A 24,659-nucleotide genomic window follows, 5' to 3' on the forward strand; every position below is an offset into this window, starting at 1 on the left:
TGCAATTCTTGAAGCAAGTCCGCAACGACAAGCGCGGTAACGTGCTTGTCATGGTCGCCGCTTCGCTCGTGCCGATTGTCGGTACGATGGGCCTAGCCGTGGATGCTGCGCAGTGGCTTAGCTGGCGCCGTGACCTCCATAGCGCGGCTGATGCCGGCGCGATGGCCGGTGCGATTGCAATGAAGAACGGTGAAGACGTGAACGCCGTCGTCACCAAAGTTCTCGGGGTCAACAATCAGCACACCTACACTATCGACGCGATTGAAACTCCTCCTACTGCGGGTGATTTTGTCGGCGATAACAGCATGGTTCGCGTTGTGCTCAGCACATCGCAGGCGCTCCCGTTCTCGAGCCTTTTCCTTGCCAATGCACCAACCATCAGTGTGGAAGCAGTGGCGCAAAGCAGCTCGGAAGTTCCCAACTGCATGATCGCTCTGGATACCTTGACGGTCGGCCTGACGGTTTCTGGCTCTGCAACGGTGAACATGAATTGCGGCATGGCGTCCAATTCGAATTTCGATGCCACGGCAACCGCCCCTGGTAGCCAGGTCGCGATCACCGCTGGCGCCCTGTCAGCCGTGGGATCGGTCAATGCGACCGGCGACATCGCGACCACGACGGCAATTAACGACGCGGCCCCGGCGGCTGTAGATCCCTATGCAGGCCAGTTTTCGGACCCGAATATGGTGTGCAACAATTGGCCGTTATATAGCGGTTCGGGCAACGTCCTCGGGCCCGGCGGTTGCTTCAAAGGAATTCAAGTCCAGTCGAACTCAACGCTGACCCTTCTTCCGGGTACATACTATCTCGGGGAAAAAGGGCTGTCGGTAGGCGGTAACGCTACGGTTATTGGTAACGAAGTAACTTTGGTCTTCACCAACACCAGTTCGCCTTTCAACGCGAACAAGATCGGCACTTTCGGTGCCCAGGGCACCTCCAACATCCAGCTTACGGCTCCGACTACGGGTCAGTACGCGGGCATCATAATGGTGCAGGACAGCAGAACGGTTCCCTCAAACACTAACCGGATGATGATCACCGGAGACAGCGGCTCGGTATTCGATGGCACGATCTATGCGCCGACCAACGCGGTTACCTTCAGCGGTAACAGCAACATGACGACCGACTGCCTGCAGATCATCGCAACGTACATCACCTTCACCGGTAATACGAACGTTCAGAACAACTGCCCTGCCGGTCGCGGTGTGGCCTCGTTCAGCGGTGACCAGTATTTGAGGCTCCGCCAATGATCCAGAAATTCGCAACCATCCTGTGGGATAAGCGCGGAAATGCTGCCGTGGAAGTCGCTATGGTGATGCCACTTGTGCTGATGATGGCGCTGGGCGGCATCGATTTCGGCATGGGATTCCGTCACAAGATAGAAGTGCAACAGCACGCGCAGACTGGCGCGGAATACGTTATGGGCACGCTTGAAACGTTGCCAGCGGCGGTCGACGTCCGGCAGGCGATCTCGGATTCCTCGGGCTATCCAATGGGGCAAATCACCGCCACTTACTGGATTGAGTGCGACGGTGTGAAGCCAACCGTACCTGCGCCTGTGTGCGTTAACCCGACTGCAGTGAAAACTCAGTATCTCACAATTACTGTCAGCGACCAGTGGACGCCGATGTTGAACATCGACGGGATCGCGGATTTCGCAACCACGCAGACACACGTCGGATCGGTTACACTGAGGACGGAATGATGCTTACTCGTTTCAAACGCCTATTGCACAATCAGCGCGGCGTCGCTGCTGTCGAATTTGCAATGGTCTTGCCGATTACGCTGACCATGCTGCTCGGCGCACTGAACATGGGTATTTACATCTTCTTCCAGAACTCGCTTTCGTCTGCTTTGGACGAAGCAGCGCGAGAAGTATCCGTCTGGCCCACGCCGTCGGACACGGAATTGCAGACAGAATTCACAGATAACCTGCTGAGCGCCCAGGCGTTCGGAAATGCCACGCTGGCGGTTGCCCATGGGACCGACACGTTCGGCCGCGACTACGTCGATCTCACCGCCTCTGGCGGGATAGATGTGAACCTGGTGTTCGTGAACCTCGGCACCATGCCCGTGAGCATGACGAAGAGGTCATACCCGCAGCTTTAAACGATTGCTGGGGGGCGGGGCGATGCGGTCTTGCAGATCGCGTCGAGCGCGGTCATGGCTCGAAAATGACGGGCCAAGATAACATCGCTGACAATACGCTGCCTGACGAAATCCGGGTCGCGCTCGCCTACGCTTCTCCCGCTGACAGGGTGCATTACCGGGCGCTCTTTGAACTGGACCGCCGGCTTGCGGAAATCGTATCAGGCAGCAGCGAAACGATGATCGGCCAGCTTCGATTGGCATGGTGGCGCGACACCCTGTCCAGACCGATTGGCGCTCTCCCCGAGGGTGAACCGCTGATCAAGGCTCTTGCGAACAGCTGGGGGCACAACATTCCAGCACTTACAGGACTCGTCGATGGCTGGGAATCTCTGCTCGCGGCGGAGCAGCTTGACCTTGCAACAATCGAAGCCTTTTCCAGGGGGCGTGAAGATGCGTGGCAGGCTCTAGCGCGGGATTGCCTGGGGTACGACGAACCCAATGGAGCCGTCAGCGCTGCAAGGCTTTGGTCGCTCGCTGATCTGGCTTCGCACATGTCGGATGAGACAGAGCGCAATCTAATCCTTTCGGCGGCGAAGTCGGGTTCAGGTCAAATGGACCCGCTGCCCAAACGGCTGCGTCCATTCGCGGTGCTGGCGGCGCTGGGCAAACGTGCCATTGGCCGAGGGGGACGTCCACTGATGGAAGGGCGCCGCGCGGCATTAGTGGCCTTGCGGGTCGGTGCGATTGGGCGCTAGACAAAATACTGAAAATTCAGGGGGTCGCACTTTGAAGAACGCTGTTACTGGCGCACTCGTGACGTTGCTCGCCATGGCTATCGGCATGTTCTGGTACCAGGGCAGGGCAGAAGTCGAAACGGCGGCGCCGCCGCCAAGTTTGCTCACTGCCGAGGATGAAAAGCCGGACCCCAACAACCTGCCCATTGTCGATGCGCAGGACATGGTTGGTCCTGCACCGCCAGAGGCAAGCGAATTGACCAAAGAGCAGCAACGCTTTTTCCGCTATGACCGTGACCGTGACTGGCGGATCACCCGGACAGAAATGCTGGCTACCCGAAGCAGCGCATTCCGCAAACTCGACAAGGACGGCAATAACTTGCTGACCTTCGAGGAATGGGCCGTCGCCACGGTCGACAAGTTCGAAGGCGCTGACGCGAACTCCGACAACGAACTTACGCCCCGCGAATTCCTCACCACGCAGCCCAAGCCCGCCAAACGCAAGCCAAGCTGCGCGTGCTGATCAAGCCGGGACAGGTTCGCTAGCAGCGAGCCATTCTCCGAACTCAGCCTTCGCGCGCGAAGTATAGGCTTCCTTGCGCTGCTTCTTCTTCACATCATGGAGCGGCGGGAAGAGGCCGAAATTAACGTTCATGGGCTGAAAGGTCTCAGCCTCCGCATCGCCGGTTATGTGGCTCAGTAGTGCACCGAATGCCGTCGTTCGGGGCGGCGGAGTAAACTCGCGGCCGCCCATTTCTGCGGCCGCCATGATCCCGGCCATCAGTCCGACGGCCGAGCTTTCTACGTATCCTTCGCAGCCGGTAATCTGCCCGGCGAACCTGATATGTTCAGCGCCGCGCAAACGCAGCTGCCGGTCGAGGACCAAGGGCGAATTGATGAAAGTGTTGCGGTGCAGTCCGCCGAGCCGGGCAAACTCTGCATTCTGGAGGCCCGGAATGGTGCGGAATAGTTCGACCTGCGCGCCGTATTTCAGCTTGGTCTGGAAGCCGACCATGTTCCACAGCGTTCCAAGCTTGTTATCCTGACGCAGCTGGACAACCGCGTGCGGCCAGCGGCCCTGCGGGAATTCGGGTGTGGCGTCGTGGGGATTATCGAGCCCGACCGGCTTCATCGGACCGAATCGCAGGGTGTCGACGCCGCGCGATGCCATCACTTCGATCGGCATACAGCCATCGAAATAGGGCGTGTTAGCTTCCCACTCGCGGAATTCGGTCTTCTCGCCGTCCATCAACCCTTGATGGAACGCGAGGTATTGGTCCTTGGTCATCGGGCAATTGATATAATCGCCCTCTTCGTTTGAGGCTTCTGTCCGCTTGTTCCAGCGTGACTGAATCCAGCAAACGCTCATATCGATGCTGTCGCGGTGAACAATAGGAGCGATGGCATCGAAGAACGCGAGCCTGTCTTGGCCGGTCGCCCCGACGATACTTTCAGCAAGCGATTGCGCCGTCAGTGGGCCGGTCGAGACGATCGTGGGACCAGACGAGGGAAGGGTATCCACGCGTTCTCTGACAACCGTCACGTTAGGATGTTCCTCGAGGGTGCGCTGCACTTCGGCGGAGAACACGTCGCGGTCGACCGCCATGGCGCTGCCGGCAGGCACCCTCGCAATTTCGCCGGCGCGCATAACAATACTGTCGAGCCGGCGCATTTCGTCATGCAATAGACCGACGGCATTCTTGTCGCTGTCATCGGACCGGAAGCTGTTTGAGCAAACAAGCTCGGCCAGCCCATCAGTCTGATGGGCCGCGGTCATTTCTCCGCTGCCGCGCATTTCGGACAAGCGAACCTTGTACCCGCGCTGTGCAAGTTGCCACGCTGCTTCGCTTCCTGCGAGGCCGCCGCCGATTATCTGTATGTCATGTGCCATGGTGAGGCGCACCTAGTGCTTGCATGCCCCCTCTATCAAGGCATACCGGAAATGAACGAGGGGAATCTCATGCCGAAACGTGCATTATCAGAGCACCGTCCATACCTTCTGGCCAGCCTTGCGGCTGCAATCAGCTATTTCTTCGTGATGGACAGCGCCATCGGGGGCATCTGGCTGATGGCATGGAAAGGTGCAGGGGTCGCGTTTCTTGCGCTCTATGCGGCCCATCGCGGCAAAGGGGTCGATGCGGCTTTGATTGCATTGGTCATGGCTTTTGGTGCGCTCGGTGACGTCTTGCTGGAAATAAGTTTCCTTGTTGGCGGAGGGCTGTTTGCGGTGGGTCACATCATCGCAATCGCCCTCTACATGCGTAATCGGCGAACTCATCCCACCGGCAGTCAGACGATGGCCGGGTTGGCTCTGGTCGCCCTCACTCCGGTGGTGGCTGCCCTTATGACCTATCCATTGCCGAATTGGCAGACGGCGACGGGTTATTCGCTTTTGGTAGGCGCAATGGCGGCATGTGCCTGGACGAGCAGTTTCCCGCGCTACCGCGTGGGCTCCGGCGCAGTGCTGTTCGTGGTGAGTGACCTGCTGATATTCGCCCGCGAGACCGGGCACATATCTCAGGAGTTAGGTTCCTGGCTGGTTTGGCCGATCTACTACGGCGCCCAGTTCCTGATCGTCACAGGGGTCGTCCAGACACTTAGGACCCGTGCTGCCTAATCAAGCCGTCCAAGCCGCGATGGTCGTCCGGTGCAGTTCTCGCCGGTGGCCTTCATAACCGCCCGTAGCCTTGTGGAGCAGTGAACGATTGTCCCACATGAGAAGCATGTCGTTTTCCCACTCGTGTCGGTATACGAATTCCTCTCGGGATTGCCATTGAGCAAGCTCGCTTAGCAGCGCGATGGCATCGCGCTGCGCCATTCCTTCGATCCCGATGATATAGCCCAGTGTGGAGTACAGTGTTTCCTCGCCCGTTTCCGGGTGCGCTTGCACAAGAGGATGCGTCCGGGTCTCTAGCGCCGAAATGTCAGGGCGGATGGCCATGGAGCGATCTTTGTCACGGTCGCCGTATGTGCCGTCTGGCGCATAAGCGAGCTGCGCGCTGTGAACTGCCGTAAGCGACCTGAGGTAATCCTTCCGATCTTCCGGGAGAGCGCGGAATGCGGCCGCTTGGTCAGCGAAAAGCGTGTCACCGCCATGTGGCGGGATATCGATAGCCAGAAGGCAGGTGCCCGAAGGAGGCGCTGGCAGAAAGCTCCAGTCGCTATGCCAATTTTCAGCGAAAAGCGGGCTGCGCTCATCCGCCTCACGCAGGATTGCCGCTATATGTTGCCGGCCGGGTATCGGATCGAAGAAAGGGTCCTCACCAAAGCCGCCCATTGCGATCGTGAATGCTTCAAGGGCATCATCTCCCATCGCCTGTCCCGGGAAGGCAATGACTTTGTGTTCCAGCCAGATCGAACGAATTTGTTCGGCTAAGTCAGGAGCGATGGGGTGACTGAGATCGAGCCCGGACACGCGCGCACCGCACGCCTGTCCGCTAGGCTCGATCTTCAGGGTCATTCGCCGGGTTCGTCCTCGATGTTGTCGTCAGAATGCAGAGTTGTGTGGGGCGTTGTGACGTCGCCTCCGCCCCTGCGCTCTACCATTTCCTCGACCACCGCTTCTTCGGCCTCGTTTTCGGGATCTTCGGTCTCGTCGATCAATGCGGCGCCGACGATCTGTTCGCCTTTCGACACATTGAAGATGCGCACACCGGACGAACCGCGGCCTGACACTGAATAGCCGTCGTGATTTTCGAAACCGCCGGGCAGCATATGCCGGAAATCTATCGGTAGACGGATGAGCTTGGCCTGGTCGGTTACCAGCATCAGCTGCGAACCATGTTTGACCGGGAAGCTGCCTACGACAGGACCATTGCGTTCCGGATTGCTATCCGGAGTGCCGATGTTGGTGAGGCCTTGTCCGCCGCGTCCGATGGTCCGGTATTCATAGGCAGAAGATATCTTGCCGTAACCGTTGGCCGTCAAAGTGAGGATGAATTCTTCACCCTCGGCCATTTCAGCGACCTTTTCTGGCGGCAGAGTGGCTTCGGCATCGTTGTTCTTCCATGCCGCAGCCCTGAGATATGCGTCCCGCACCTCGGTATCGCGTTCTCCCGCATCCAGGACGGCCATCGAAACGACTTTGGCGCCGTTCTTCAATGTCATGCCGCGTACACCGATACCGGTCCGGCTCTTGGTTTCGCGCGCATCAGAGGCGGCAAAGCGAATGGCTTTCCCTGAATCCGATGCCAGGAAGATTTCCTGACCCTCGCTGAGCAAGCGCACCCCGATCAAACGGTCGCCGCTACCCTCGACGAAGCCCATCGCATATTTGCCGTTGCTGGGTACGTTGGTGAACGCGTCCATCGAGTTACGGCGCACCATGCCTTGTTCGGTGCCGAACACGATATTGAGTGCCGACCATTCGCTCTCGTCTTCGGGTAGGGGGAGAACGTTGGTCACGCGCTCCTCGTCTCCCAAAGGAAGGAGGTTGACCATCGGGCGGCCCTTGGTCTGGGGCCCGCCTTCCGGAAGTTTCCACACCTTCAGACGATAGACACGGCCAGTATTCGTGAAGAAAAGCACAGGGTTATGCGTCGAAGTGACAAACATTTCGACGACGGCGTCTTCATCTTTCGTGGCCATGCCGGAGCGGCCTTTGCCGCCTCTTGCCTGCGCGCGGAAAGTGTCGAGCGGGGTGCGTTTGATGTAGCCCCCGTGAGTGACCGTAACGACCATCTCTTCACGCTCGATGAGGTCTTCATCTTCCAGGCCATCCCAGGCCGGCGCAATTTCGGTGATGCGCGGCGTGGCATAAGTCGCCCGGATCTCGTCGAGCTCTTCGCGCATCATGGCATAAAGCTTCACACGATCGGCGAGGATTGAAAGGTATTCTTCGATATGGACCGAAAGCTCTTTCAACTCGTCACCGATCTCATCCCGACCAAGCGCGGTCAGGCGGTGCAAGCGAAGTTCGAGGATGGCTTTTACCTGTCGTTCGGACAGCCGGTAGGTCCCGCCGGATTGCTCATCACTGGGCTCGATCGCTTCGACCAGCGCAATATACTGCGCGATGTCGCCGATCGGCCATTCCTTCGTCAGCAATTTCGCCCGGGCATCTGCCGGATTCGACGAACCGCGGATCATTGCCACGACTTCATCGAGGTTGGAGACTGCAACCACGAGGCCGAGCAAAAGGTGAGCCCGCTCGCGCGCCTTGTTCAATTCATACTTGGTCCGGCGAGTGATGACCTCTTCACGGAAACTGATGAATGCCTGAATGAACTCACGCAAAGTGAGAACTTCCGGCCGCCCACCCCGAATGGCGAGCATATTGGCCGGGAAGCTGGATTGCGCGGGCGTGTAGCGCCAGATCTGGTTGAGAACCACTTCCGGTGAAGCGTCACGCTTAAGATCGACGACCACCCGCACGCCTTCACGGCTTGATTCGTCACGGATGTCAGAGATGCCTTCGATCCGCTTGTCCTTGGCCGCTTCGGCAATCTTTTCGACCAGACCGTTCTTGCCCACCTGATAGGGAATCGCGGTCAGGACGATAGACTGGCGACCCTTGCCATTGGTTTCAACCTCGTGGCGAGCGCGCATAAGGATCGAGCCGCGACCCGTCGTGTAAGCTGCGCGGGCACCGGACTTGCCCAGAATTAGCGGGGCAGTCGGAAAATCCGGTCCTGGAATAATCTCGAACAGTTCCTCGCTCGTGATTGCCGGGTTTTCCATGAAGGCCAGGCAACCATCGATAACCTCGCCCAAATTATGGGGCGGGATATTCGTGGCCATGCCAACCGCGATACCGCCCGCACCATTGACGAGCAGGTTAGGGAAGCGGGCCGGAAGGACGGTGGGTTCTCGGCGAGACCCGTCATAGTTATCGGTGAAATCGACAGTGTCCTTGTCGAGATCGTCCAGCAGCGAGTTGGCCACCCTGGCGAGCCGCGCTTCGGTATAACGCATCGAAGCTGGCGGATCGGGATCCATCGAACCGAAGTTACCCTGACCATCGATGAGCGGGACCCGAAGTGACCAGTCCTGCGTCATGCGGGCAAGCGCATCGTAGATCGCGGAGTCGCCATGAGGGTGGTAGTTACCCATCACGTCGCCCACGATCTTCGCGCTCTTGCGGTAAGGACGTCCAGCGACGAAGCCGCCTTCTTGGCTCGCAAAAAGGATACGGCGGTGGACTGGCTTGAGCCCGTCGCGCACATCGGGAAGAGCGCGGCTCACGATCACGCTCATTGCGTAATCGAGATAGCTCGTCTTCATTTCATCGACGATATCGATGCGAGCGTATTCACCGCGTGGAGCGGGGGGATCCATCAGTTCGGTTTCGTCAGCCAAAACTCAGTATTCCATGGTCAATTAAAGGGCATAAAATTCGAATGAAACCTTAGGCTAGTTGCGCCGCCAGCGCCACGTATTCCGGGAACCCAGCGGGGGTTTCGTGCGCTTTTTCCACATATGGTTCCCGATTGTCGCAAGGTTGACCCTGAACGGCGAGATATGGGGCCATTCAATGCTCATTCAGCGCCGCTGGCGTACAACAATTTGCAATGAAAGCGCAGAAAGGCCAAGTGCCGCACCATTAAGCGAAACATGGCGCACCGCGCTCATTCCCCTATTCCACTCTTGGGAGTTTTTCGATGATTTTTACCCGTCTTGCAAAAGGCTCGCGTCCGTCTTCAGCGCTTGCTCTGGCACTAATTCTTGCCGCTACCGGAACTGCCGGCGCGATCGCGTTCGAGCAGCCTGCCTATGCGCAGAAGAAAAAGAAGGACAAAGATGAGGCCAAGTCCGACTATTCCAAGGGCTTTATCGAAGTCTACCAGCCGATTGCCGACAAGGTTGGCGGAGAAGCGCCTGATTGGACCGGCGCAGCTGCCGATGTTCCAGCGCTGAAAGCTGCTGTACAGACAGACGATGACCGTATGGTCGCTGGCAACACCATCTACAGCATCGGCACGAACACCGAAAATGCGGCTCTTCAGCTCGAAGGCGTCGAGATGATGCTTGCAAGTAACAAGGTTCCGGCAGAAGCAGTCGGCCAGTACAATCTCCTGGCTGGCCAGCTTTCCTATAACGGCGAGCAGTATGCCAAGGCACGTGGCTACATCCAGAAAGCGATTGATCTTGGATACAACGAAAGCGAACCGGAAGGTCTCGTAGCTGAATCCTATTTCAACGAAGAAAATTACGCCGAAGGCCTGCGCTATCTTGCTACGGCCATCGAAGCCCGTGAAGCTGCCGGTCAGCCGATCAATGAGCAGTGGGTCCGCCGGGGCCTGCAGATGTCCTACAACAACCAGATGAAATCCGAGCTTGGCGAGTTCGCTCTGTTGTTCGCGAAACATTTTCCTTCGCAGCAAAACTGGGGCGAAGTGATCGCTATTACCGCTTACGGCGGTGGTTGGGAGAACCCTGAAATTCTCGATCTGATGCGTCTCGCACGTGAAGCGGACGCACTCCGCGATGAGCGGATGTATGCCGATTACATCGACAGTGCCGATTACCGCCGCCTTCCGGGTGAGGTTCAGGCCGTGATCGACGAAGGTTATTCCAAGGGGACGCTGCCACGTACGGACAGCTACGTTGCCGAAATTTACGGAATGGCTGTAGATCGCGCGAAAACCGACAAGGCCGATCTTTCGGGAATCCTGACCGGTGCGCAGAGCGCGAGTGACCTGCGGACGATCATGACCGGTGCCGATCTGGCGCTGAGCTATGGCGATTATGCTGCCGCCGAAAGGCTTTATACCAAAGCGCTCGGCATGACTGGTGCTGATGCGGATCTGACGCACACACGTCTTGGCATTGCGCAGCTTGAGCAAGGCAAGACCGCCGAAGCACAAGAAAACTTCAATGCCGTCCAAGGAAAGCGCGCGACAATTGCGCAGCTTTGGGCAGCTTACGCCGGTCAGAATACCGGTATGTAATTGACTAGGCTGCTTTTGGCTGCCGACACTTTCAGCGGCGCGGGTCCCGAGGGATCCGCGCCGTTTTGTTTTAGCGAAGTCGTTTTACCCATACGGTGTTGTCGCGGCGTTCGACCTTGAATTGATCCATTGCGTCAAACAGGTCGAAAAGACGTTTGAAGCCATAGTTACGTACATCGAAGCTGGACCTGTTGCCGGCAATCTGGCCGACTTCTCCCATCTGCGCGAAACCTTCGTCATCGCGCCGCGCAGCTTTCCAAGCATTCCCGAGCAGTTCGACCAGTTCGTCGTCTATGCGGGACTTCCCCGTCGAGGCTTGTACCTTCGCATTATCGCCTTCGTCTGACGCGCCCTTAATCAGGGCGTCAATATCGATGAACCGAGTGCAGGCGCTCTTGAACGCACCAGGGGTCTTTTGCGTGCTGCCGAAGCCATAAACGATAAGACCGTCCTGCCTAAGCCGAGTCACAAGCGGTGTGAAATCGCTGTCGGAACTCATGATCCCGAACCCGTCTACCTTGCCCTGATAGAGCAGATCGATGGCGTCGATGGTCATCGCCATGTCGGTAGCGTTCTTGCCAGCGGTAAGGTCGAATTGCTGTTGCGGACGGATACCGTATTTGTGGGTGATCGTATCCCATTTCGCGAGATTGTTCTTCGCGAAATTCCCGTATGCCCGCTTGATATTGACCTGACCCAGTTCGGCCATCACCGTGAGCACAGGATCAATGCCCTTGGGGGAGGTGTTGTCTGCGTCGATCAGCAGGGCGATGTTTTGGAGTGTCTTTTCAGCCATGTCCGGCACATGGCGGCGCATAGGCCGCTGCGCAAGTCACTTGGCAGGAAGGAATTGTCCGGTCTCGTCATCGCGCACGTAAAGCACACCCTCCGCGATCGAGAAGAAGGCGCCGCGCAATTTGAGGGAGTTGTTCGCCTCTCTGGCCTGCACTGAAGGAAATGTCCGCAGATTGGCTAGGCTGACCGAAACCGCGGCCATTTCCATCGCACGCTCCGCTTCGGGGCCTTCGATGCCGAACTCCTCGGCGACTTTGTCGCGTGCGCTATCGAGCATGCCAACCCAGTTGGCGATGAAGCCGCCTTCGCCAAGTGCATTCCCATACAGGTCGCGGGTCAAGGCAGCCTTGCAGCCGCCGCACATACCGTGTCCCATGACGACGACCTGCTTCACCATCAGGAAATTCACGGCAAATTCGAGGGCAGCCGATACGCCGTGCTGGCCCGGAGAATCCTCGAACGGCGGGACGAGGGCTGCCACGTTGCGAACCACGAAGATTTCGCCAGGATCCACGTCAAAGATCTGCGCCGGATCCACCCGACTGTCGGAACAACCTATGATCATCAACTTGGGGTTCTGACCCTCGGCTACGAGCTTGTCGTAGCGATCCTTCTGTTCGGGATACCCATCAGCCCTGAACCGGTGATACCCGCGAAGAAGCTCGGTAAATTCAGGCATCAGAAGCGCTCCCCGCGTATAACCTCCACATCCCACATCGACAGCAGCAGCCCGTGACTGGTCAATATGGGTGCGATGTCCTCGGCGAGACTCATCGCCTTCTCGGTCGGTGCGATTGTCAGGACCAACACCTTGTCTGTCCCCATAACGCGCTCCTCACGCCAATGACCATCGCTGCCCTTGCCGGATTGAACAGGGGTTACGGTCCAGCCCGTAATGCCCGCCCGGTCTATTGCGTCCGTCACGCGGCGAACAAGCGCAGTGTCGGTGAGGATCTCGATGCGTTTGCGGATGACGGTTTCGATCATGACGTCCTACTCAGCCCGCAACGAGGCGGTTTGCCAAGGCCCCGATCAGGCCGATATTGATGAGGATGTTGAAGGGAAAAGTGACGCTCAATGACATCGTGAGGTAGATGCCTGCGTCAGCCTGCGGGAGAGCGAGGCGCATTGCTGCCGGGACTGCAATGTAACTAGCGCTGGCGCATAGAACGCCCAGTGCAGCGGTTGAGCCCACGTCAAGCCCGATCGCTGCTCCAACTGCGGTGCCCAGAGCGCCGTTGAGGAGAGGGAGGGCGATAGCGACCAGAACCAGTCGCAGGGTCATCAATCGGGCGTCCATCAAGCGGCGTGCGGCGATCAGGCCCATGTCCAGAAGGAAAAGGCAAAGCACACCTTTGAAGCCCGCCTGGAAGAAGGGCGAGACATCTTCGAAACCGCTCGCACCGCTAACAACGCCGATTGCAAACGCACCCAGCAGCAGCACGACCGAAGGGTTGAAAAATACCTCGTGCAGAAGCTCGCCCGTCCGGCGCTGGTCTGCGCTGCCCGTTTGGTCAACTGCTCTGCGCGCCAGTATCAGGCCAGTAAGAATGGCGGGAGTTTCCATCGCTGCCATGACTGCGACCATGAAACCGCCAGGCGGGATCCCCTGCAACTGATATACTTCCACGGCGGTGACGAATGTCACAACGCTCACTGAGCCGTAGTGAGCAGCGACCGCGCCGGAATTGAGTTGATCCAGTTTCGCAAAGCCGCGAAGGACTGCGAACGCGATCAATGGCAGAAGGAAACTGGCTCCAACGCCTGCCAGCAGGGCCAGAGCGACCGTGGTATCGACGCCGCTTTCTGAAACGGCGACGCCGCCCTTCAGGCCGATTGCCGCCATCAGGTAAAGCGACATTCCCTTCGCAAGCGCCTCCGGCACGACAAGATCGGAGCGGACAAGGGCAGCCAGCATGCCCAATACGAAAAACAGTATCACGGGTGACGTGAAGGTTTCGATCATCGCGGCGTCCATGTCTTGGCCCTATACAGCACTCACAGCCACGGCAAGTGAGCGAGGGAATAGCTATCCACGGGTTGCTTGGGAAGCCTGGCGAGCCTAGATGACCCCCGCAATGAACGATCTCTCCTCCACGCCCGCTCCGGATGAAGAGCGCCCTCGCAAGCAGCGCAAGCCCGACTGGATCCGAGTCAAGGCGCCTGTCAGCAAAGGCTATCACGAAACGCGCAAACTGATGCGCGATCTGAAGCTCAATACGGTTTGCGAAGAAGCAGCCTGCCCCAACATTGGTGAATGCTGGGACAAGAAGCACGCCACGGTGATGATCCTGGGCGATGTTTGCACGCGCGCCTGTGCCTTCTGTAACGTCAAGACCGGCATGCCCCGATTGGTCGACGTGATGGAGCCCGAGAACGTAGCCATCGCTGCCGGCCAGATGGGCCTGAACCATATCGTGATTACCAGCGTGGACCGCGACGACCTGCCCGATGGCGGTGCCGATCAATTCGTGAAGGTGATCAAGGCCCTACGCCGTGAAACGCCCGATACAACGATTGAAATTCTCACACCCGACTTCCGCGGCAAGATGCGTAAGGCTGTCGAGGCGATTTGCGAAGCCGGACCCGATGTCTACAACCACAACCTTGAGACGGTACCGCGGCTATATCCCACGATCCGCCCGGGCGCCCGGTATTACGCCTCGCTGCGTTTGCTCGAAGAGGTCAAGGCTCACGATCCGATGATCTTTACCAAGTCCGGGATCATGCTGGGCCTGGGTGAACAGCGGCTGGAAGTGCACCAGGTCATGGATGACATGCGCAGCGCGGATGTCGATTTCATCACGATGGGCCAATACCTTCAACCGACGCCGAAGCACGCGACGGTCGAGGATTTTGTCACACCCAAGGCTTTCGCCGCATACGGTTCGATCGCGAGGGCTAAGGGCTTCCTACAAGTGGCATCCAGCCCTCTTACACGTTCCAGCTATCACGCAGGTGATGACTTCGCTGTGATGAAAGCTGCGCGCGAAGCGAAGCTGGTAAAGGAGCAGGCGAGGGCGCAGGCCTGATGCCAGGCATCCGTGAAACCCGGCGGCTGCCCTACAGCTGCGAGCAGATGTTTGATCTTGTTGCTGATGTCGCAAATTACCCGAAGTTCTTGCCTTGGGTCGTGGCGACACGAATACGCAGTGATAGCGAAACCGAAATGGTCGCAGACATGCTGGTCGGCTTCAAGGCAATCCGGGAGAAATTCACCTCCCGCGTGATCAAGCACCGGCCTGACCATCTCGAAGTTTTCTATGTCGATGGGCCGCTCAAGGATCTCGACAACAATTGGCGGTTCAAATGTCTGCCGGACGGCGGGTGCGAGATCGATTTTTGTGTCGATTTCGCGTTCCGGAATGCCGTTTTCGAAGCGTTGGCCGGCCAGTATTTCGACCGCGCCTTTCGCAAGATGGTCGAAGCGTTCGAGAAAAGGGCAGACGAACTATACGGCCGCGAAAACGCTGCTGCCAACCTCTAGGGCAGCAGCAAATCAAGTGCACATAGAGTTGCTTCACGGCGAATGTCGGCACGCGAGGTCGGCTCGAAGCGCTTCAACTCGCCGTCAGGTTCGCCTTCCTGACCTCTGATAACTCTCGCAAATACGACTGTGCCCACCGGTTTGTGCTGGGTCCCACCGCCGGGTCCGGCGACACCGCTGATAGCCACGGCGACATCTGCGTCACTGTTGGCTAGCGCGCCCTTGGCCATTGCCCACGCACAGGCAATCGAGACTGCTCCGAACGTCTCAATGATGTCGAGCGGGACTTGCAAGGTCTGCATTTTGGATTCGTTGGAGTAGGTTACGAACCCGCGATCGAGGACCGCAGATGATCCGGGTATCTCTGTCAGGGCAGCTGCAACCAGTCCGCCGGTGCAGCTCTCTGCCAATACCACCTTACGTCCGATAGCCGAATTCTCCTCGATGACGCGCCGCGCCAGATCGTCAATGTCTTGCGGGAGGAGATGGCTCAGTACGGTCATTATGTAATCACTTCTGTTTCTGGCCCGGCGCCGGGCTAGGTGCTGGTTACCGTGGCTATGGCCTGCGCAGCGATACCTTCGCCGCGGCCGGTAAATCCCAGTCTCTCAGTGGTCGTCGCCTTCACCGATATCGCTGCGATGTCAACGCCCAGCAGAGCAGCGATCTGTTCGCGCATCGCTTGACGGTGAGGCCCGATCTTCGGCGCTTCGCAGATGACGGTAAGGTCGATATTCGCGACCCGATAGCCGGCTTCTCCAATCAATTGATTGGCATAGGCGAGGAACTTGTCGCTGCTGGCACCTTTCCATTGCGGGTCAGAAGGCGGAAAATGGTCGCCAATGTCGCCCATTGCGATCGCACCCAGCATGGCGTCTACGATCGCGTGAAGGGCAACGTCGGCATCGCTATGTCCTGACAAACCTTTGTCATGCTCGATCTTGATGCCGCCGAGCCATAGTTCTTCGCCATCTACGAGTCGGTGGACATCGAAACCGCTGCCGGATCGAAATGCTGGTAGGTCAGCCATAAAATCCTCTGCAAAAGTTAGCTTCTTGAGGCGTTCATCCCCCTCGACCAGAGCGATCTTTCCGCCTGCCGCTTGAAGGACCTGCGCGTCGTCACCGGCATTGCGCTCACCCTGCCAGGCCCGATGCGCTTGAAGGATATCAGGGAAACGAAATGCCTGCGGTGTCTGTACCTTGCGCAAGACTTCGCGGTCAGCCTTTTGCTCCATCAAGCCATCCCGCTCGACCAGAAGGCTATCCACGACCGGCAAGACCGGGATTGCACCGGGATGGGCACCAAGAGCCTCGATAAGCCGAGCGATCACCGGCCGCGGAAGAAATGGCCGTGCGGCATCGTGGATGAGCACATTTTCCGCCTGCGCGACAGATTCCAGCGCATTCAGCACCGATTCTTGCCGAGTAGCACCGCCGACAACCAACCGCACATCCAGTCCATCAAGGGCCTGCATGGCGGTGTCTTCACCATGCTCGGGAATTGCCACGATAACTGGCGATGCGCCTGCATCCAAAAGAGCCTCGACGGAATGCCGGACGACCGCCTTCCCCTTAAGTTGCGTGAATTGCTTGGGAAGTGGCTGGCCGGCACGCAGGCCCTTACCTGCGGCGACAACGATAGCGGCGAACGGAGGGAGGGCGTCGGCAGGTTCCATTGCACAGCGCGCTAGCGCCTTGCTGTTTTCGCTGCAACGCACTATGTGGCTGCCCAATAATTAGGCAGCACTCTTCAGCATGAACGATCATCTTCCACCCCCGGTAGCACCGAAGCCAATCTCGGTCGGCGATGTCGTGATTGACACGCCCGTTGTCCTGGCTCCCATGACGGGGGTGACAGACTTGCCATTTCGAAAGATGGTCCGGCGCTATGGATCCGGTCTGAATGTGACCGAAATGATCGCCAGTGAGGCCGCGATCCGCGAGACGCGTCAATCTGTGCAGAAGGCGCAGTGGGATCCGATCGAAGAGCCCGTTTCCATGCAGTTGGTCGGCTGTGATCCGACCAGCATGGCCGAAGCTGCCAAGCTCCAGGAAGGAAATGGCGCCGAGATCATCGACATCAATTTCGGATGTCCCGTGCGTAAGGTTGTAGGCCAGCTTGCCGGTTCGGCCCTGATGCGGGAAGTCGCGTTGGCGACCAAACTAATGGAAGCGACGGTCAAGGCGGTGAATGTTCCCGTCACCGTGAAGATGCGCATGGGCTGGGATCACCTGGACCTGAATGCTCCTGAACTTGCCCACATCGCAGAAGATCTGGGCGTGAAGATGGTCACTGTTCACGGGCGCACCCGTAACCAGATGTACAAGGGATCGGCAGACTGGGCTTTCGTGAAGAAGGTCAAGGATGCCGTGTCTATCCCGGTTATCGTCAACGGCGATATCTGCACGGTCGACGATGCCGCCAATGCGCTTGAGCAATCAGGCGCAGACGGATTGATGATTGGCCGCGGCGCCTACGGCAAACCTTGGCTGCTGGGTCAGGTAATGCACTGGTGGCGCACTGGCGATGTCCTCGCGAGCCCGACCTTCGACGAACAATATGACGTCGTGGTTGAGCACTACCGTGAAATGCTCGAACTTTATGGCGAAGATGTTGGCGTCAAAATCGCGCGCAAGCACCTTGGGTGGTACACCAAGGGCATGCACGGCTCGGCCGAGTTCCGCAACCGCGTCAACTTTATCGACCAAGCTCCTGTTGTCCTTGAGGAACTGGAACAGTTCTACGATCCGTTTCTGAAGCGGCGCGCAGCATGATCGAAGCGCCGCTGGCGTCAGACCAGATCGCGGCAATGGTATTCGCGGTGTTGCTGGTTGACCCGGATGGGCGCGTTCGAGAAGCCAATCCGGCATCGGAAGAAATGCTTGGCCGTAGCAGTCACCGGATCATCGATCGGCCCTTGCTCGATCTGTTTACAATCACTCCGGAACGCGTGGGCACTTCTTTGCTGGAGACGGACAGCCAGCTGATCGCCAGAGGGTTGCCTCTAAAATCAGCCGGATCCGTTCGAATGGTCAACATCAGCTGCTCACCGGTCGATGCGCATCCCGGTTGGCGGCTCATCACCATTTCCGATGCGGGTAAGAGCGGTAATGCGGGCGACGAGGAAGAGCGTACCGAGCTTCGCGCGCCAGCTATCCTTGCCCACGAAATAAAGAACCCCTTGTCAGCCATTCGCGGCGCCAGCCAGCTCCTGGCTCGCCGGGCTGCCGAAAAGGATCGCCCGCTTGCATCCATGATCGAAGGGGAGGTGGATCGCATCGCCAAGCTCATCGACCGGATGCAACAATTGGGTAGCAGCCGTCCGGTGGAGACCGCACCATGTAATCTTCATGAAGCCATTCGCGGAGCAATGGCGACCGTCAGGGCCGCTCGCCAGGACGGCTGCGAGCTCGTGGAAGAGTTCGATCCTTCCCTGCCGGCGGTTCAGGCTGACAGGGATGCCTTGGAGCAGGTTTTGATCAACCTCATGGCCAATGCCTGCGATGCCAGTCTCGAAATCGAGAACGCGCAGGTGGTTGTACGCACGCGCTACATTAGCGGGCCCATGTATTCAGCAATCCGCTTGGGCAAAACGGTGCGTTTACCCATTGAAATCACGGTGACAGACCACGGTTCTGGTATCCCGGCTGAACTGCGCGACCATGTCTTCGAGCCGTTCGTATCGGGCAAGCCGCACGGCCAAGGCCTCGGGCTCGCGCTGGTTCGCAAATTGCTCAGGGATATGGGTGGCCGAATTTCGCACGAGCGCGATGAGCTCGCCGGACTGACCCACTTCCGCATCAATCTACCGCTTGCTTCCGAGAAGTCAGAACAATGACCAACCGCGTCCTGTTAGTCGAAGACGATGCTGCCATCGCAACTGTAATCCGCGAAGCGTTGGGCGACGAAGGGTATGACGTCACGATATGCAGCACGATCAAGCGCCGCGACGCCTTGCTTGCTGAACACAAATTCGACGTCATGCTAACCGACGTCATGCTGGAAGATGGCGATGGCCTTTCCTCTATGGCCGAAGTCCGTGACGCATCCCCGGACATGCCTGTCATCGTGCTATCCGCGCAGAACACCCTCGACACGGCTGTGCGCGCGAGTGACAGCCGGGCATTCGAGTATTTTCCCAAGCCGTTTGATCTGGATGAGCTTTCGCAAGCAGTTCGCGATGCTGTGCGGCGCAATGCCAAGAATACGGATTCGGGGCACATCGATGGTGCGGAGGATGGCGCACTTCCTTTGATCGGTCGCAGCAAGGCGATGCAGGACGTTTACCGGATGATCACGCGTGTGCTGCGCAATGATCTCTCGGTATTGGTCACTGGAGAAAGCGGGACCGGGAAAGAGCTGGTTGCGGAGGCCATTCACCAATTGGGATCACGGCGCACGGGGCCGTTCGTTGCCGTCAATATGGCAGCGATCCCGCATGATCTTTTGGAAAGCGAATTGTTCGGCCACGAACGCGGCGCCTTTACGGGGGCGGTATCGCAGCAGATCGGCAAGTTCGAGCAGGCAAATGGCGGCACCCTGTTCCTTGACGAAATCGGAGACATGCCGGCCGAAGCCCAGACACGGTTGCTTAGGGCGCTGCAATCGGGTCGCATCCGGCGGGTAGGGGGCAAGCAGGAGATCGGCGTCGATGTTCGCATCGTAGCCGCGACCAATCGTGACCTCATTCCCATGATAACGGACGGGCTTTTCCGTGAGGATTTGTATTATCGCTTGAACGTCGTTCCAATCCATCTGCCGCCCCTTCGGGAACGCAGGGAAGACGTTGGGTCGCTTGTGAAGCATTTCCTCGGTGAAGCAGTTGCCGAAGGACTGCCTTCCCGCCGTATATCTACTCAAGCGCTAACACTGCTCGAAACAAACGAGTGGCGCGGAAACGTTCGCGAACTTCGCAATGTTGTTTTCAGGCTGGCATTGATGGCTCGCGATGAGACGATCGATGCTGATGCGGTGGCCGAGATATTGCCCAAGGGCTTGGAAGCTTCGAGTGAGAGTACCAAGAGCAAGATTGAATTAGCACTTGCTGCTTGGATCGACGCGTCGCATCCCGCACCCGGCACACTTTATCACTCGGCTTTGGCTGCGTTCGAAAAGCCTCTGTTTCAACACGCATTGAGCGTTACCGAGGGAAACCAGGTTCGCGCGGCAACGCTACTTGGGATAAACCGCAATACCCTCAGAAAACGACTAAACGAGCTCGAGATCGACCCCGATAAATTTATACGGCGTCATAGATGAGCATTTCGTCGTATTTGACCTTGCAAATTTGCAACAGAGGTGTCGTAAAGTAGCCACGATGGCGTCACTTGCCGGTCCTCTTCAGAAACGTACCCCGCGCTGGTGGCGCCGCTTCATTGTTGCGTCCAGGCGCTCCAACCTTTTCACCCTGGTGGAAATCGTCGCCCTGGCCACCTTCTTAGTGATGGTCGGTACGACATGGGCCGCTTTCACGACGGCGCCGCCGACGGGCGAATTGCTGCCCAGCAGGCAGGTCGCCGTTCTACTGATCGGAACACTTGTTCCGGCAATGGCATTGCTGGTTCTGGCGGGCAGGCGCTTGGCGCTCCGCCGTGCCGCTGGCAGCACCGCCCGGTTGCACGTCCGGCTGGTGTTTTTCTTCTCGATGATCGCTGCGGTTCCGACGCTTCTGGTTTCGGCTTTCGCAGCCGTGCTTTTCCAGTCCGGGGTAGATTTCTGGTTTTCGGACAATTCGCGAGGGCTGATGGAGAATGCCAACGTCCTCGCCGAGCGGTATTACGAGGACAATCAGCTCGATCTTGGCCAGGAAACGATTTCCATGGCGATGGATATGCGCTCCATTTTGTCGCAGGTTTCCATCACCAATCCAGACTTTCAACTCGTCTACAAGTACCAGGCCGATGGGCGCGAGGTAATCGAGAGTGCGATCTTGCAGGCGATGCCTGATGGTACGGCTCGCGTGGCTGTTGTTTATGGCATTGGCGAAGGCAGCGATCCCGTCGATTTTACGGAAGAGAGCCTTCGTTCGTTGAGGGGCGGAGAGCCTGTTGTAATCAGAGGCAGCCCGGAACGGATCGAAGCTATCGCGCCAATCGATCGGACCGCGGGAATTTACCTTTATACCGCCAGAAACGCCGAGGCTGCCAGCTTCAGAAGTTGGGAGAGCGCCCGTTCGATCTCGACCGCTTACGAAGAGCTCACCAAACGTGCACGCGCACTGCAATTGCGCTTCAACCTGGCCTTGTTTTTCGTCAGCCTGGCCCTTGTCGGTCTGGCCGTCTGGTTTGCACTGCGCTTTGCCGATCGGCAAGTTGAACCCCTTACCGACCTGGTCGCCGCCGCGCGCAAGGTTGGAGCAGGCAATTTCTCCCTGCGTGTTGAGGGCCGAACCGGGGCAGACGAAATCGGCCTGCTGAACCGCGCATTCAACCGTATGACCGCCCAGATCGAGCAGCAGACTGATGCTCTCGTCGGTGCCAACGAGGAGCTGGAAGAGCGCCGCAGCTTCATCGAGGCCGTGCTGGAATCCGTGAGTGCAGGCGTCATTACAATCGACGGCAAACGGCGCGTCCTCTTGATGAATGCCCCGGCTCAGAACATGCTCCTCGAAGGAGGGGAGGGCAGTGAGCACCCTGAGACGCTGGACGCGATGGTGCCGCAAATCGCCGTGCTGGTTGAGGCCGGACTTGACCGGGGCGTGGTCAGCCATTCGCGGCACGGCGAACTGATGACCCTTGCCGTGAAGCTCGTTTCGGAGGGTGACGGTCACGTGATCACTTTCGAAGACATTACGCGCCAGCTCCTCGATCAGAGGCAGGCAGCATGGTCGGATGTCGCTCGGCGTATTGCACATGAAATCAAGAACCCGCTCACTCCAATCCAGCTGGCGACCGAGCGGCTCAAGCGCCGATACCGCAAACAGATCTTGCAAGACGGCGATTTGTTCGACGAGCTCACCAATACGATCGTGCGCCAAGTTGGCGAGTTGCGGACAATGGTGGATGAATTTTCCAGTTTTGCGCGCTTGCCAAAACCGGTCTTCCGCCCCGAAGACGCAGTCGACCTCGTTCGCCAGTCATTGTTCCTGCAGGAAGTCGCTAATCCGCAGATCAATTATGTCCTGGAAACCAATGCCGACAGCCCGCTCCGGATCGAAGCTGACAGGCATCAGCTTGGGCAGGCGGTTACCAACATTCTGAAGAATGCAGCTGAAGCCATCGAGGCAAAGGCAGCAAATGCGGAGCCGGATTATCGCGGGAAGATCACGGTCGAAATTTCTGCAACCGACGATTCCCTGCAGGTGGCCGTTTCAGACAACGGGATCGGCCTGCCGCAAGACCGCGAGAGAATTCTCGAGCCATATGTGACGACACGAGAGAAGGGGACCGGTCTGGGTCTCGCTATCGTGAACAAAATCGTCGAGGAACATGGCGGAGAGATGAACTTTTCATCACTGGAAACCGGCGGAACTCGTGTGATTTTGCGTTTCGCGAGAGATCCCCATCGCTCTGCGAAGCCCGGTGACGACCGTCCACGCCAAGAAAAGACAGGAAACTGAACCATGGCACTCGACATCCTCATCGTCGACGACGAACGCGACATTCGCGAACTTGTCGCCGGCGTCCTGAGCGACGAAGGCTATGAATGTCGCACCGCGGCCGACAGCTCCTCGGCGCTGGAATCGGTTGATGCAAAGCGACCCAGTTTAGTCCTCCTGGATGTCTGGCTCCACGGCAGCCAGATGGATGGCCTGGAAGTTCTCGATGCGATCAAGGCACGTGAACCCGAATTGCCGGTGATCATCTTCTCTGGTCACGGAAACATCGACACCGCCGTTTCTGCGGTGAGCCGCGGCGCGATGGATTTCATCGAAAAGCCTTTCGAAGCCGAACGGCTTCTGCATCTCGTTGCAAGGGCAACTGAAACCGAACGTTTGCGGCGCGAAAACTCTCGCTTGCGTGAAGGTATAGGTGAGGGGGGTGAATTCACCGGCAACTCGGCCGCTATCAACGCCGTACGAGCCACGCTTAAACGTGTCGCTGGCACTGGTAGCCGCGTCCTGATTAGTGGCCCGGCCGGCTCGGGCAAGGAAGTTGCCGCGCGCCTCCTTCACAGCTGGTCCACGAGGGCAGACAAGCCGTTTGTCATCGTCAATTCGGCGAGGATCACCCCGGAGCGTTTTGAAGAGGAACTCTTCGGCGAAGAAGCCGAGGGCAAGCTTGTAAGGCCTGGATTGCTCGAAACGGCGGATGGCGGGACCCTTTATCTGGACGAAGTCGCCGACATGCCGCTCTCCACACAGGCGCGCATCTTGCGTGTCCTGACCGAGCAGAGCTTTGTGAGGGTAGGGGGAACCCGCCAGATCGGCGTGGACGTTCGGGTCGTGTCCTCGACCGCCCGTGATCTTGAGGGCGAAATGGAAGAGAAGCGTTTCCGCGAAGACCTTTTCTATCGTCTCAATGTGGTTCCGGTAGAAGTGCCATCGCTTTCGGAACGGCGCGACGATATTCCCTCGTTGGCCCAGCATTTCTTCGCTCGCTATGCGATCGAGCAAGGCATCCGCCCGCCTGAAATAAGCGAAGAAGCCATGGCGGCCCTGCAGGCCTATGACTGGCCCGGAAACGTTCGGCAGTTGCGCAATGTCGTGGAGCGCACAATTATCCTGACCCCTCGCGACCAACTTGAAATTGTCGAGGCTGACATGCTCTCCGAAGAGGTTACTGGCGGGAAGCTGGGCGGCACCGGCGGCATGGCCCAATTGATGGGCGCGCCATTGCGCGAAGCTAGAGAAAGCTTTGAGAGAGAATATCTGGCCATCCAGATACGCCGTTTTTCAGGCAATATCTCCAAGACGGCAAGTTTCATCGGCATGGAGCGGTCGGCACTTCATCGGAAGTTGAAACTGCTGGGCATGGCCGACCGCAAAGATACCGGAAGGAAGTAACCCCTCTCATCCGTGTTACCGCTTACGGGGGATGATGAAAGTCATTGCCGAATGAAGCGAGAATCGCCACATTGTAGTTATGCCGGGCAATGATCCGGAAGCCGGACGTGGTGGATGCGTCCAGATTGCGGACGTGACGCGTTCGCCAACAATAAGAGGAGCACTACGATGACTGGCGAACGCACGCTCTCAGCGCGCCCGAAACCGAAACAGCCAGAGCCGCAACACAAAGGCAAAGCGCCCAGTCTTCAGGACGCTTTCCTCAATCTTTTGCGCAGGGAAAAGGCACCCGTAACGGTCTTCCTGGTCAAGGGCGTAAAGCTGCAAGGTATCGTGACCTGGTTCGACAATTTCTCGATTCTTCTGCGCCGTGATGGTCAATCCCAATTGGTTTACAAGCATGCAGTCAGTACGATTATGCCTGGCCAACCGATCGATGCCGACCAATTCGCAAGCCAGGGTTCTGGCGCAAAGCAGCGGCTTTTGCAGGATGTTTTCCTTAGCCGTGTGCAAGAGGCCGAAGCACAGGTCACAATGTTTCTGGTCAACGGTGTGATGCTTCAGGGCAAAATCGCCGCATATGATCTGTTCTGCATGATGCTTGAGCGGGATGGTTACGTTCAATTGGCCTACAAGCATGCCGTATCTACAATTCAACCCGCCGGTCCGGTCGATCTGACCGAGAACTGGGACGAGGAAGCAAACTGAGTTTCGAT

General features: G+C 58.1%; 24 protein-coding genes. 15 read left to right on the forward strand and 9 right to left on the reverse strand.

What is annotated here, in order from left to right:
* Positions 1-8 precede the first annotated feature (8 nt).
* From K3166_RS06060 to K3166_RS06080, 5 genes are all read left to right on the forward strand, one after another.
* Complete coding sequence (locus K3166_RS06060) at positions 9-1,250, forward strand: pilus assembly protein TadG-related protein (protein WP_221423761.1); 1,242 nt, start codon at positions 9-11, stop codon at positions 1,248-1,250.
* Positions 1,247-1,705: a TadE/TadG family type IV pilus assembly protein gene (locus K3166_RS06065; protein WP_221423762.1), complete on the forward strand. Its 459-nt coding sequence runs from the start codon at positions 1,247-1,249 to the stop codon at positions 1,703-1,705. The genes K3166_RS06060 and K3166_RS06065 overlap by 4 nt, the downstream gene beginning before the upstream one ends.
* Positions 1,702-2,109, forward strand: coding sequence for a TadE/TadG family type IV pilus assembly protein (locus K3166_RS06070; protein ID WP_221423763.1), 408 nt, complete (start codon positions 1,702-1,704; stop codon positions 2,107-2,109). Before K3166_RS06065 ends, K3166_RS06070 begins: the two co-directional genes overlap by 4 nt.
* A gap of 65 nt (positions 2,110-2,174) precedes the next feature.
* A complete protein-coding gene (locus K3166_RS06075; RefSeq protein WP_221423764.1) occupies positions 2,175-2,846 on the forward strand; it encodes a hypothetical protein in 672 nt (223 codons plus the stop codon).
* Between the two features lie 31 nt (positions 2,847-2,877).
* A complete protein-coding gene (locus tag K3166_RS06080; protein WP_247714755.1) occupies positions 2,878-3,348 on the forward strand; it encodes an EF-hand domain-containing protein in 471 nt (156 codons plus the stop codon).
* Here the strand turns inward: K3166_RS06080 and trmFO are convergent, their stop codons facing one another.
* The gene (gene trmFO, locus K3166_RS06085) at positions 3,349-4,716 is read right to left on the reverse strand and encodes a methylenetetrahydrofolate--tRNA-(uracil(54)-C(5))-methyltransferase (FADH(2)-oxidizing) TrmFO (RefSeq protein ID WP_221423765.1); all 1,368 of its coding nucleotides are present in this window, start codon (positions 4,714-4,716) and stop codon (positions 3,349-3,351) included.
* 51 nt (positions 4,717-4,767) lie between these two features.
* On the opposite strand from trmFO, the gene K3166_RS06090 reads away from it, so the two are divergent.
* Complete coding sequence (locus K3166_RS06090) at positions 4,768-5,442, forward strand: lysoplasmalogenase family protein (RefSeq protein ID WP_247714756.1); 675 nt, start codon at positions 4,768-4,770, stop codon at positions 5,440-5,442.
* On the opposite strand, the gene K3166_RS06095 is transcribed toward K3166_RS06090, so the two are convergent.
* Both K3166_RS06095 and gyrA read right to left on the reverse strand, forming a co-directional pair.
* On the reverse strand, positions 5,443-6,285 hold the full coding sequence (locus K3166_RS06095; protein ID WP_221423766.1) for a TauD/TfdA dioxygenase family protein: 843 nt from the start codon (positions 6,283-6,285) through the stop codon (positions 5,443-5,445).
* Positions 6,282-9,122 carry a DNA gyrase subunit A gene (gyrA, locus tag K3166_RS06100; RefSeq protein ID WP_221423767.1) on the reverse strand — a complete coding sequence of 947 codons (2,841 nt, stop codon included), beginning with the start codon at positions 9,120-9,122 and terminating at the stop codon, positions 6,282-6,284. The genes K3166_RS06095 and gyrA overlap by 4 nt, the downstream gene beginning before the upstream one ends.
* Before the next feature lie 302 nt (positions 9,123-9,424).
* Here gyrA and K3166_RS06105 point away from each other — a divergent pair, with 302 nt between their 5' ends.
* Positions 9,425-10,714, forward strand: coding sequence for a hypothetical protein (locus tag K3166_RS06105; RefSeq protein ID WP_221423768.1), 1,290 nt, complete (start codon positions 9,425-9,427; stop codon positions 10,712-10,714).
* 70 nt (positions 10,715-10,784) lie between these two features.
* Here K3166_RS06105 and K3166_RS06110 read toward each other — a convergent pair whose 3' ends face one another.
* Genes K3166_RS06110 through K3166_RS06125 form a run of 4 tightly spaced genes read right to left on the reverse strand, consistent with a single transcriptional unit; the run spans position 10,785 to position 13,487 of the window.
* Positions 10,785-11,510 carry an NYN domain-containing protein gene (locus K3166_RS06110; protein WP_221423769.1) on the reverse strand — a complete coding sequence of 242 codons (726 nt, stop codon included), beginning with the start codon at positions 11,508-11,510 and terminating at the stop codon, positions 10,785-10,787.
* Between the two features lie 36 nt (positions 11,511-11,546).
* Entirely contained in the window at positions 11,547-12,188 is a 642-nt protein-coding gene (locus K3166_RS06115; protein WP_221423770.1) for a carbonic anhydrase, read from the reverse strand.
* Positions 12,188-12,496, reverse strand: a complete 309-nt coding sequence (locus tag K3166_RS06120; RefSeq protein ID WP_221423771.1) for a P-II family nitrogen regulator — start codon at positions 12,494-12,496, stop codon at positions 12,188-12,190. Before K3166_RS06120 ends, K3166_RS06115 begins: the two co-directional genes overlap by 1 nt.
* A 10-nt stretch (positions 12,497-12,506) precedes the next feature.
* Complete coding sequence (locus K3166_RS06125; protein WP_221423772.1) at positions 12,507-13,487, reverse strand: sodium-dependent bicarbonate transport family permease; 981 nt, start codon at positions 13,485-13,487, stop codon at positions 12,507-12,509.
* A 100-nt stretch (positions 13,488-13,587) separates the two neighbouring features.
* On the opposite strand from K3166_RS06125, the gene lipA reads away from it, so the two are divergent.
* Together lipA and K3166_RS06135 are read left to right on the forward strand one after the other, a co-directional pair.
* Positions 13,588-14,541 (forward strand): lipoyl synthase, encoded by a 954-nt coding sequence (lipA, locus tag K3166_RS06130; RefSeq protein WP_221423773.1) that lies wholly within the window; start codon positions 13,588-13,590, stop codon positions 14,539-14,541.
* Entirely contained in the window at positions 14,541-14,996 is a 456-nt protein-coding gene (locus K3166_RS06135; protein ID WP_221423774.1) for a type II toxin-antitoxin system RatA family toxin, read from the forward strand. Before lipA ends, K3166_RS06135 begins: the two co-directional genes overlap by 1 nt.
* On the opposite strand, the gene K3166_RS06140 is transcribed toward K3166_RS06135, so the two are convergent.
* Complete coding sequence (locus tag K3166_RS06140) at positions 14,993-15,499, reverse strand: CinA family protein (protein WP_221423775.1); 507 nt, start codon at positions 15,497-15,499, stop codon at positions 14,993-14,995. The genes K3166_RS06135 and K3166_RS06140 overlap by 4 nt on opposite strands.
* Positions 15,500-15,534: 35 nt before the next feature.
* A complete protein-coding gene (locus K3166_RS06145; RefSeq protein ID WP_221423776.1) occupies positions 15,535-16,674 on the reverse strand; it encodes a bifunctional 2-C-methyl-D-erythritol 4-phosphate cytidylyltransferase/2-C-methyl-D-erythritol 2,4-cyclodiphosphate synthase in 1,140 nt (379 codons plus the stop codon).
* A 79-nt stretch (positions 16,675-16,753) separates the two neighbouring features.
* Between K3166_RS06145 and dusB the strand changes: the two genes are divergently transcribed.
* The 6 genes from dusB to hfq all read left to right on the forward strand — a co-directional run bounded on the left by dusB (position 16,754) and on the right by hfq (position 24,651).
* Positions 16,754-17,773: a tRNA dihydrouridine synthase DusB gene (dusB, locus tag K3166_RS06150; protein ID WP_221423777.1), complete on the forward strand. Its 1,020-nt coding sequence runs from the start codon at positions 16,754-16,756 to the stop codon at positions 17,771-17,773.
* Positions 17,770-18,837, forward strand: a complete 1,068-nt coding sequence (locus K3166_RS06155; RefSeq protein WP_221423778.1) for a two-component system sensor histidine kinase NtrB — start codon at positions 17,770-17,772, stop codon at positions 18,835-18,837. Before dusB ends, K3166_RS06155 begins: the two co-directional genes overlap by 4 nt.
* Positions 18,834-20,258, forward strand: coding sequence for a sigma-54-dependent transcriptional regulator (locus tag K3166_RS06160; protein ID WP_221423779.1), 1,425 nt, complete (start codon positions 18,834-18,836; stop codon positions 20,256-20,258). The genes K3166_RS06155 and K3166_RS06160 overlap by 4 nt, the downstream gene beginning before the upstream one ends.
* A 58-nt stretch (positions 20,259-20,316) precedes the next feature.
* Positions 20,317-22,557 carry a sensor histidine kinase gene (locus K3166_RS06165; protein WP_221423780.1) on the forward strand — a complete coding sequence of 747 codons (2,241 nt, stop codon included), beginning with the start codon at positions 20,317-20,319 and terminating at the stop codon, positions 22,555-22,557.
* Between the two features lie 3 nt (positions 22,558-22,560).
* Positions 22,561-23,943 carry a nitrogen assimilation response regulator NtrX gene (gene ntrX / locus K3166_RS06170; protein ID WP_221423781.1) on the forward strand — a complete coding sequence of 461 codons (1,383 nt, stop codon included), beginning with the start codon at positions 22,561-22,563 and terminating at the stop codon, positions 23,941-23,943.
* A 168-nt stretch (positions 23,944-24,111) separates the two neighbouring features.
* Positions 24,112-24,651 (forward strand): RNA chaperone Hfq, encoded by a 540-nt coding sequence (gene hfq / locus K3166_RS06175; protein WP_221423782.1) that lies wholly within the window; start codon positions 24,112-24,114, stop codon positions 24,649-24,651.
* The last annotated feature ends 8 nt before the right edge of the window (positions 24,652-24,659 follow it).

The organism is Qipengyuania psychrotolerans (genome assembly GCF_019711355.1).
In the GTDB taxonomy this organism is placed as follows: Bacteria; Pseudomonadota; Alphaproteobacteria; order Sphingomonadales; family Sphingomonadaceae; genus Qipengyuania; species Qipengyuania psychrotolerans.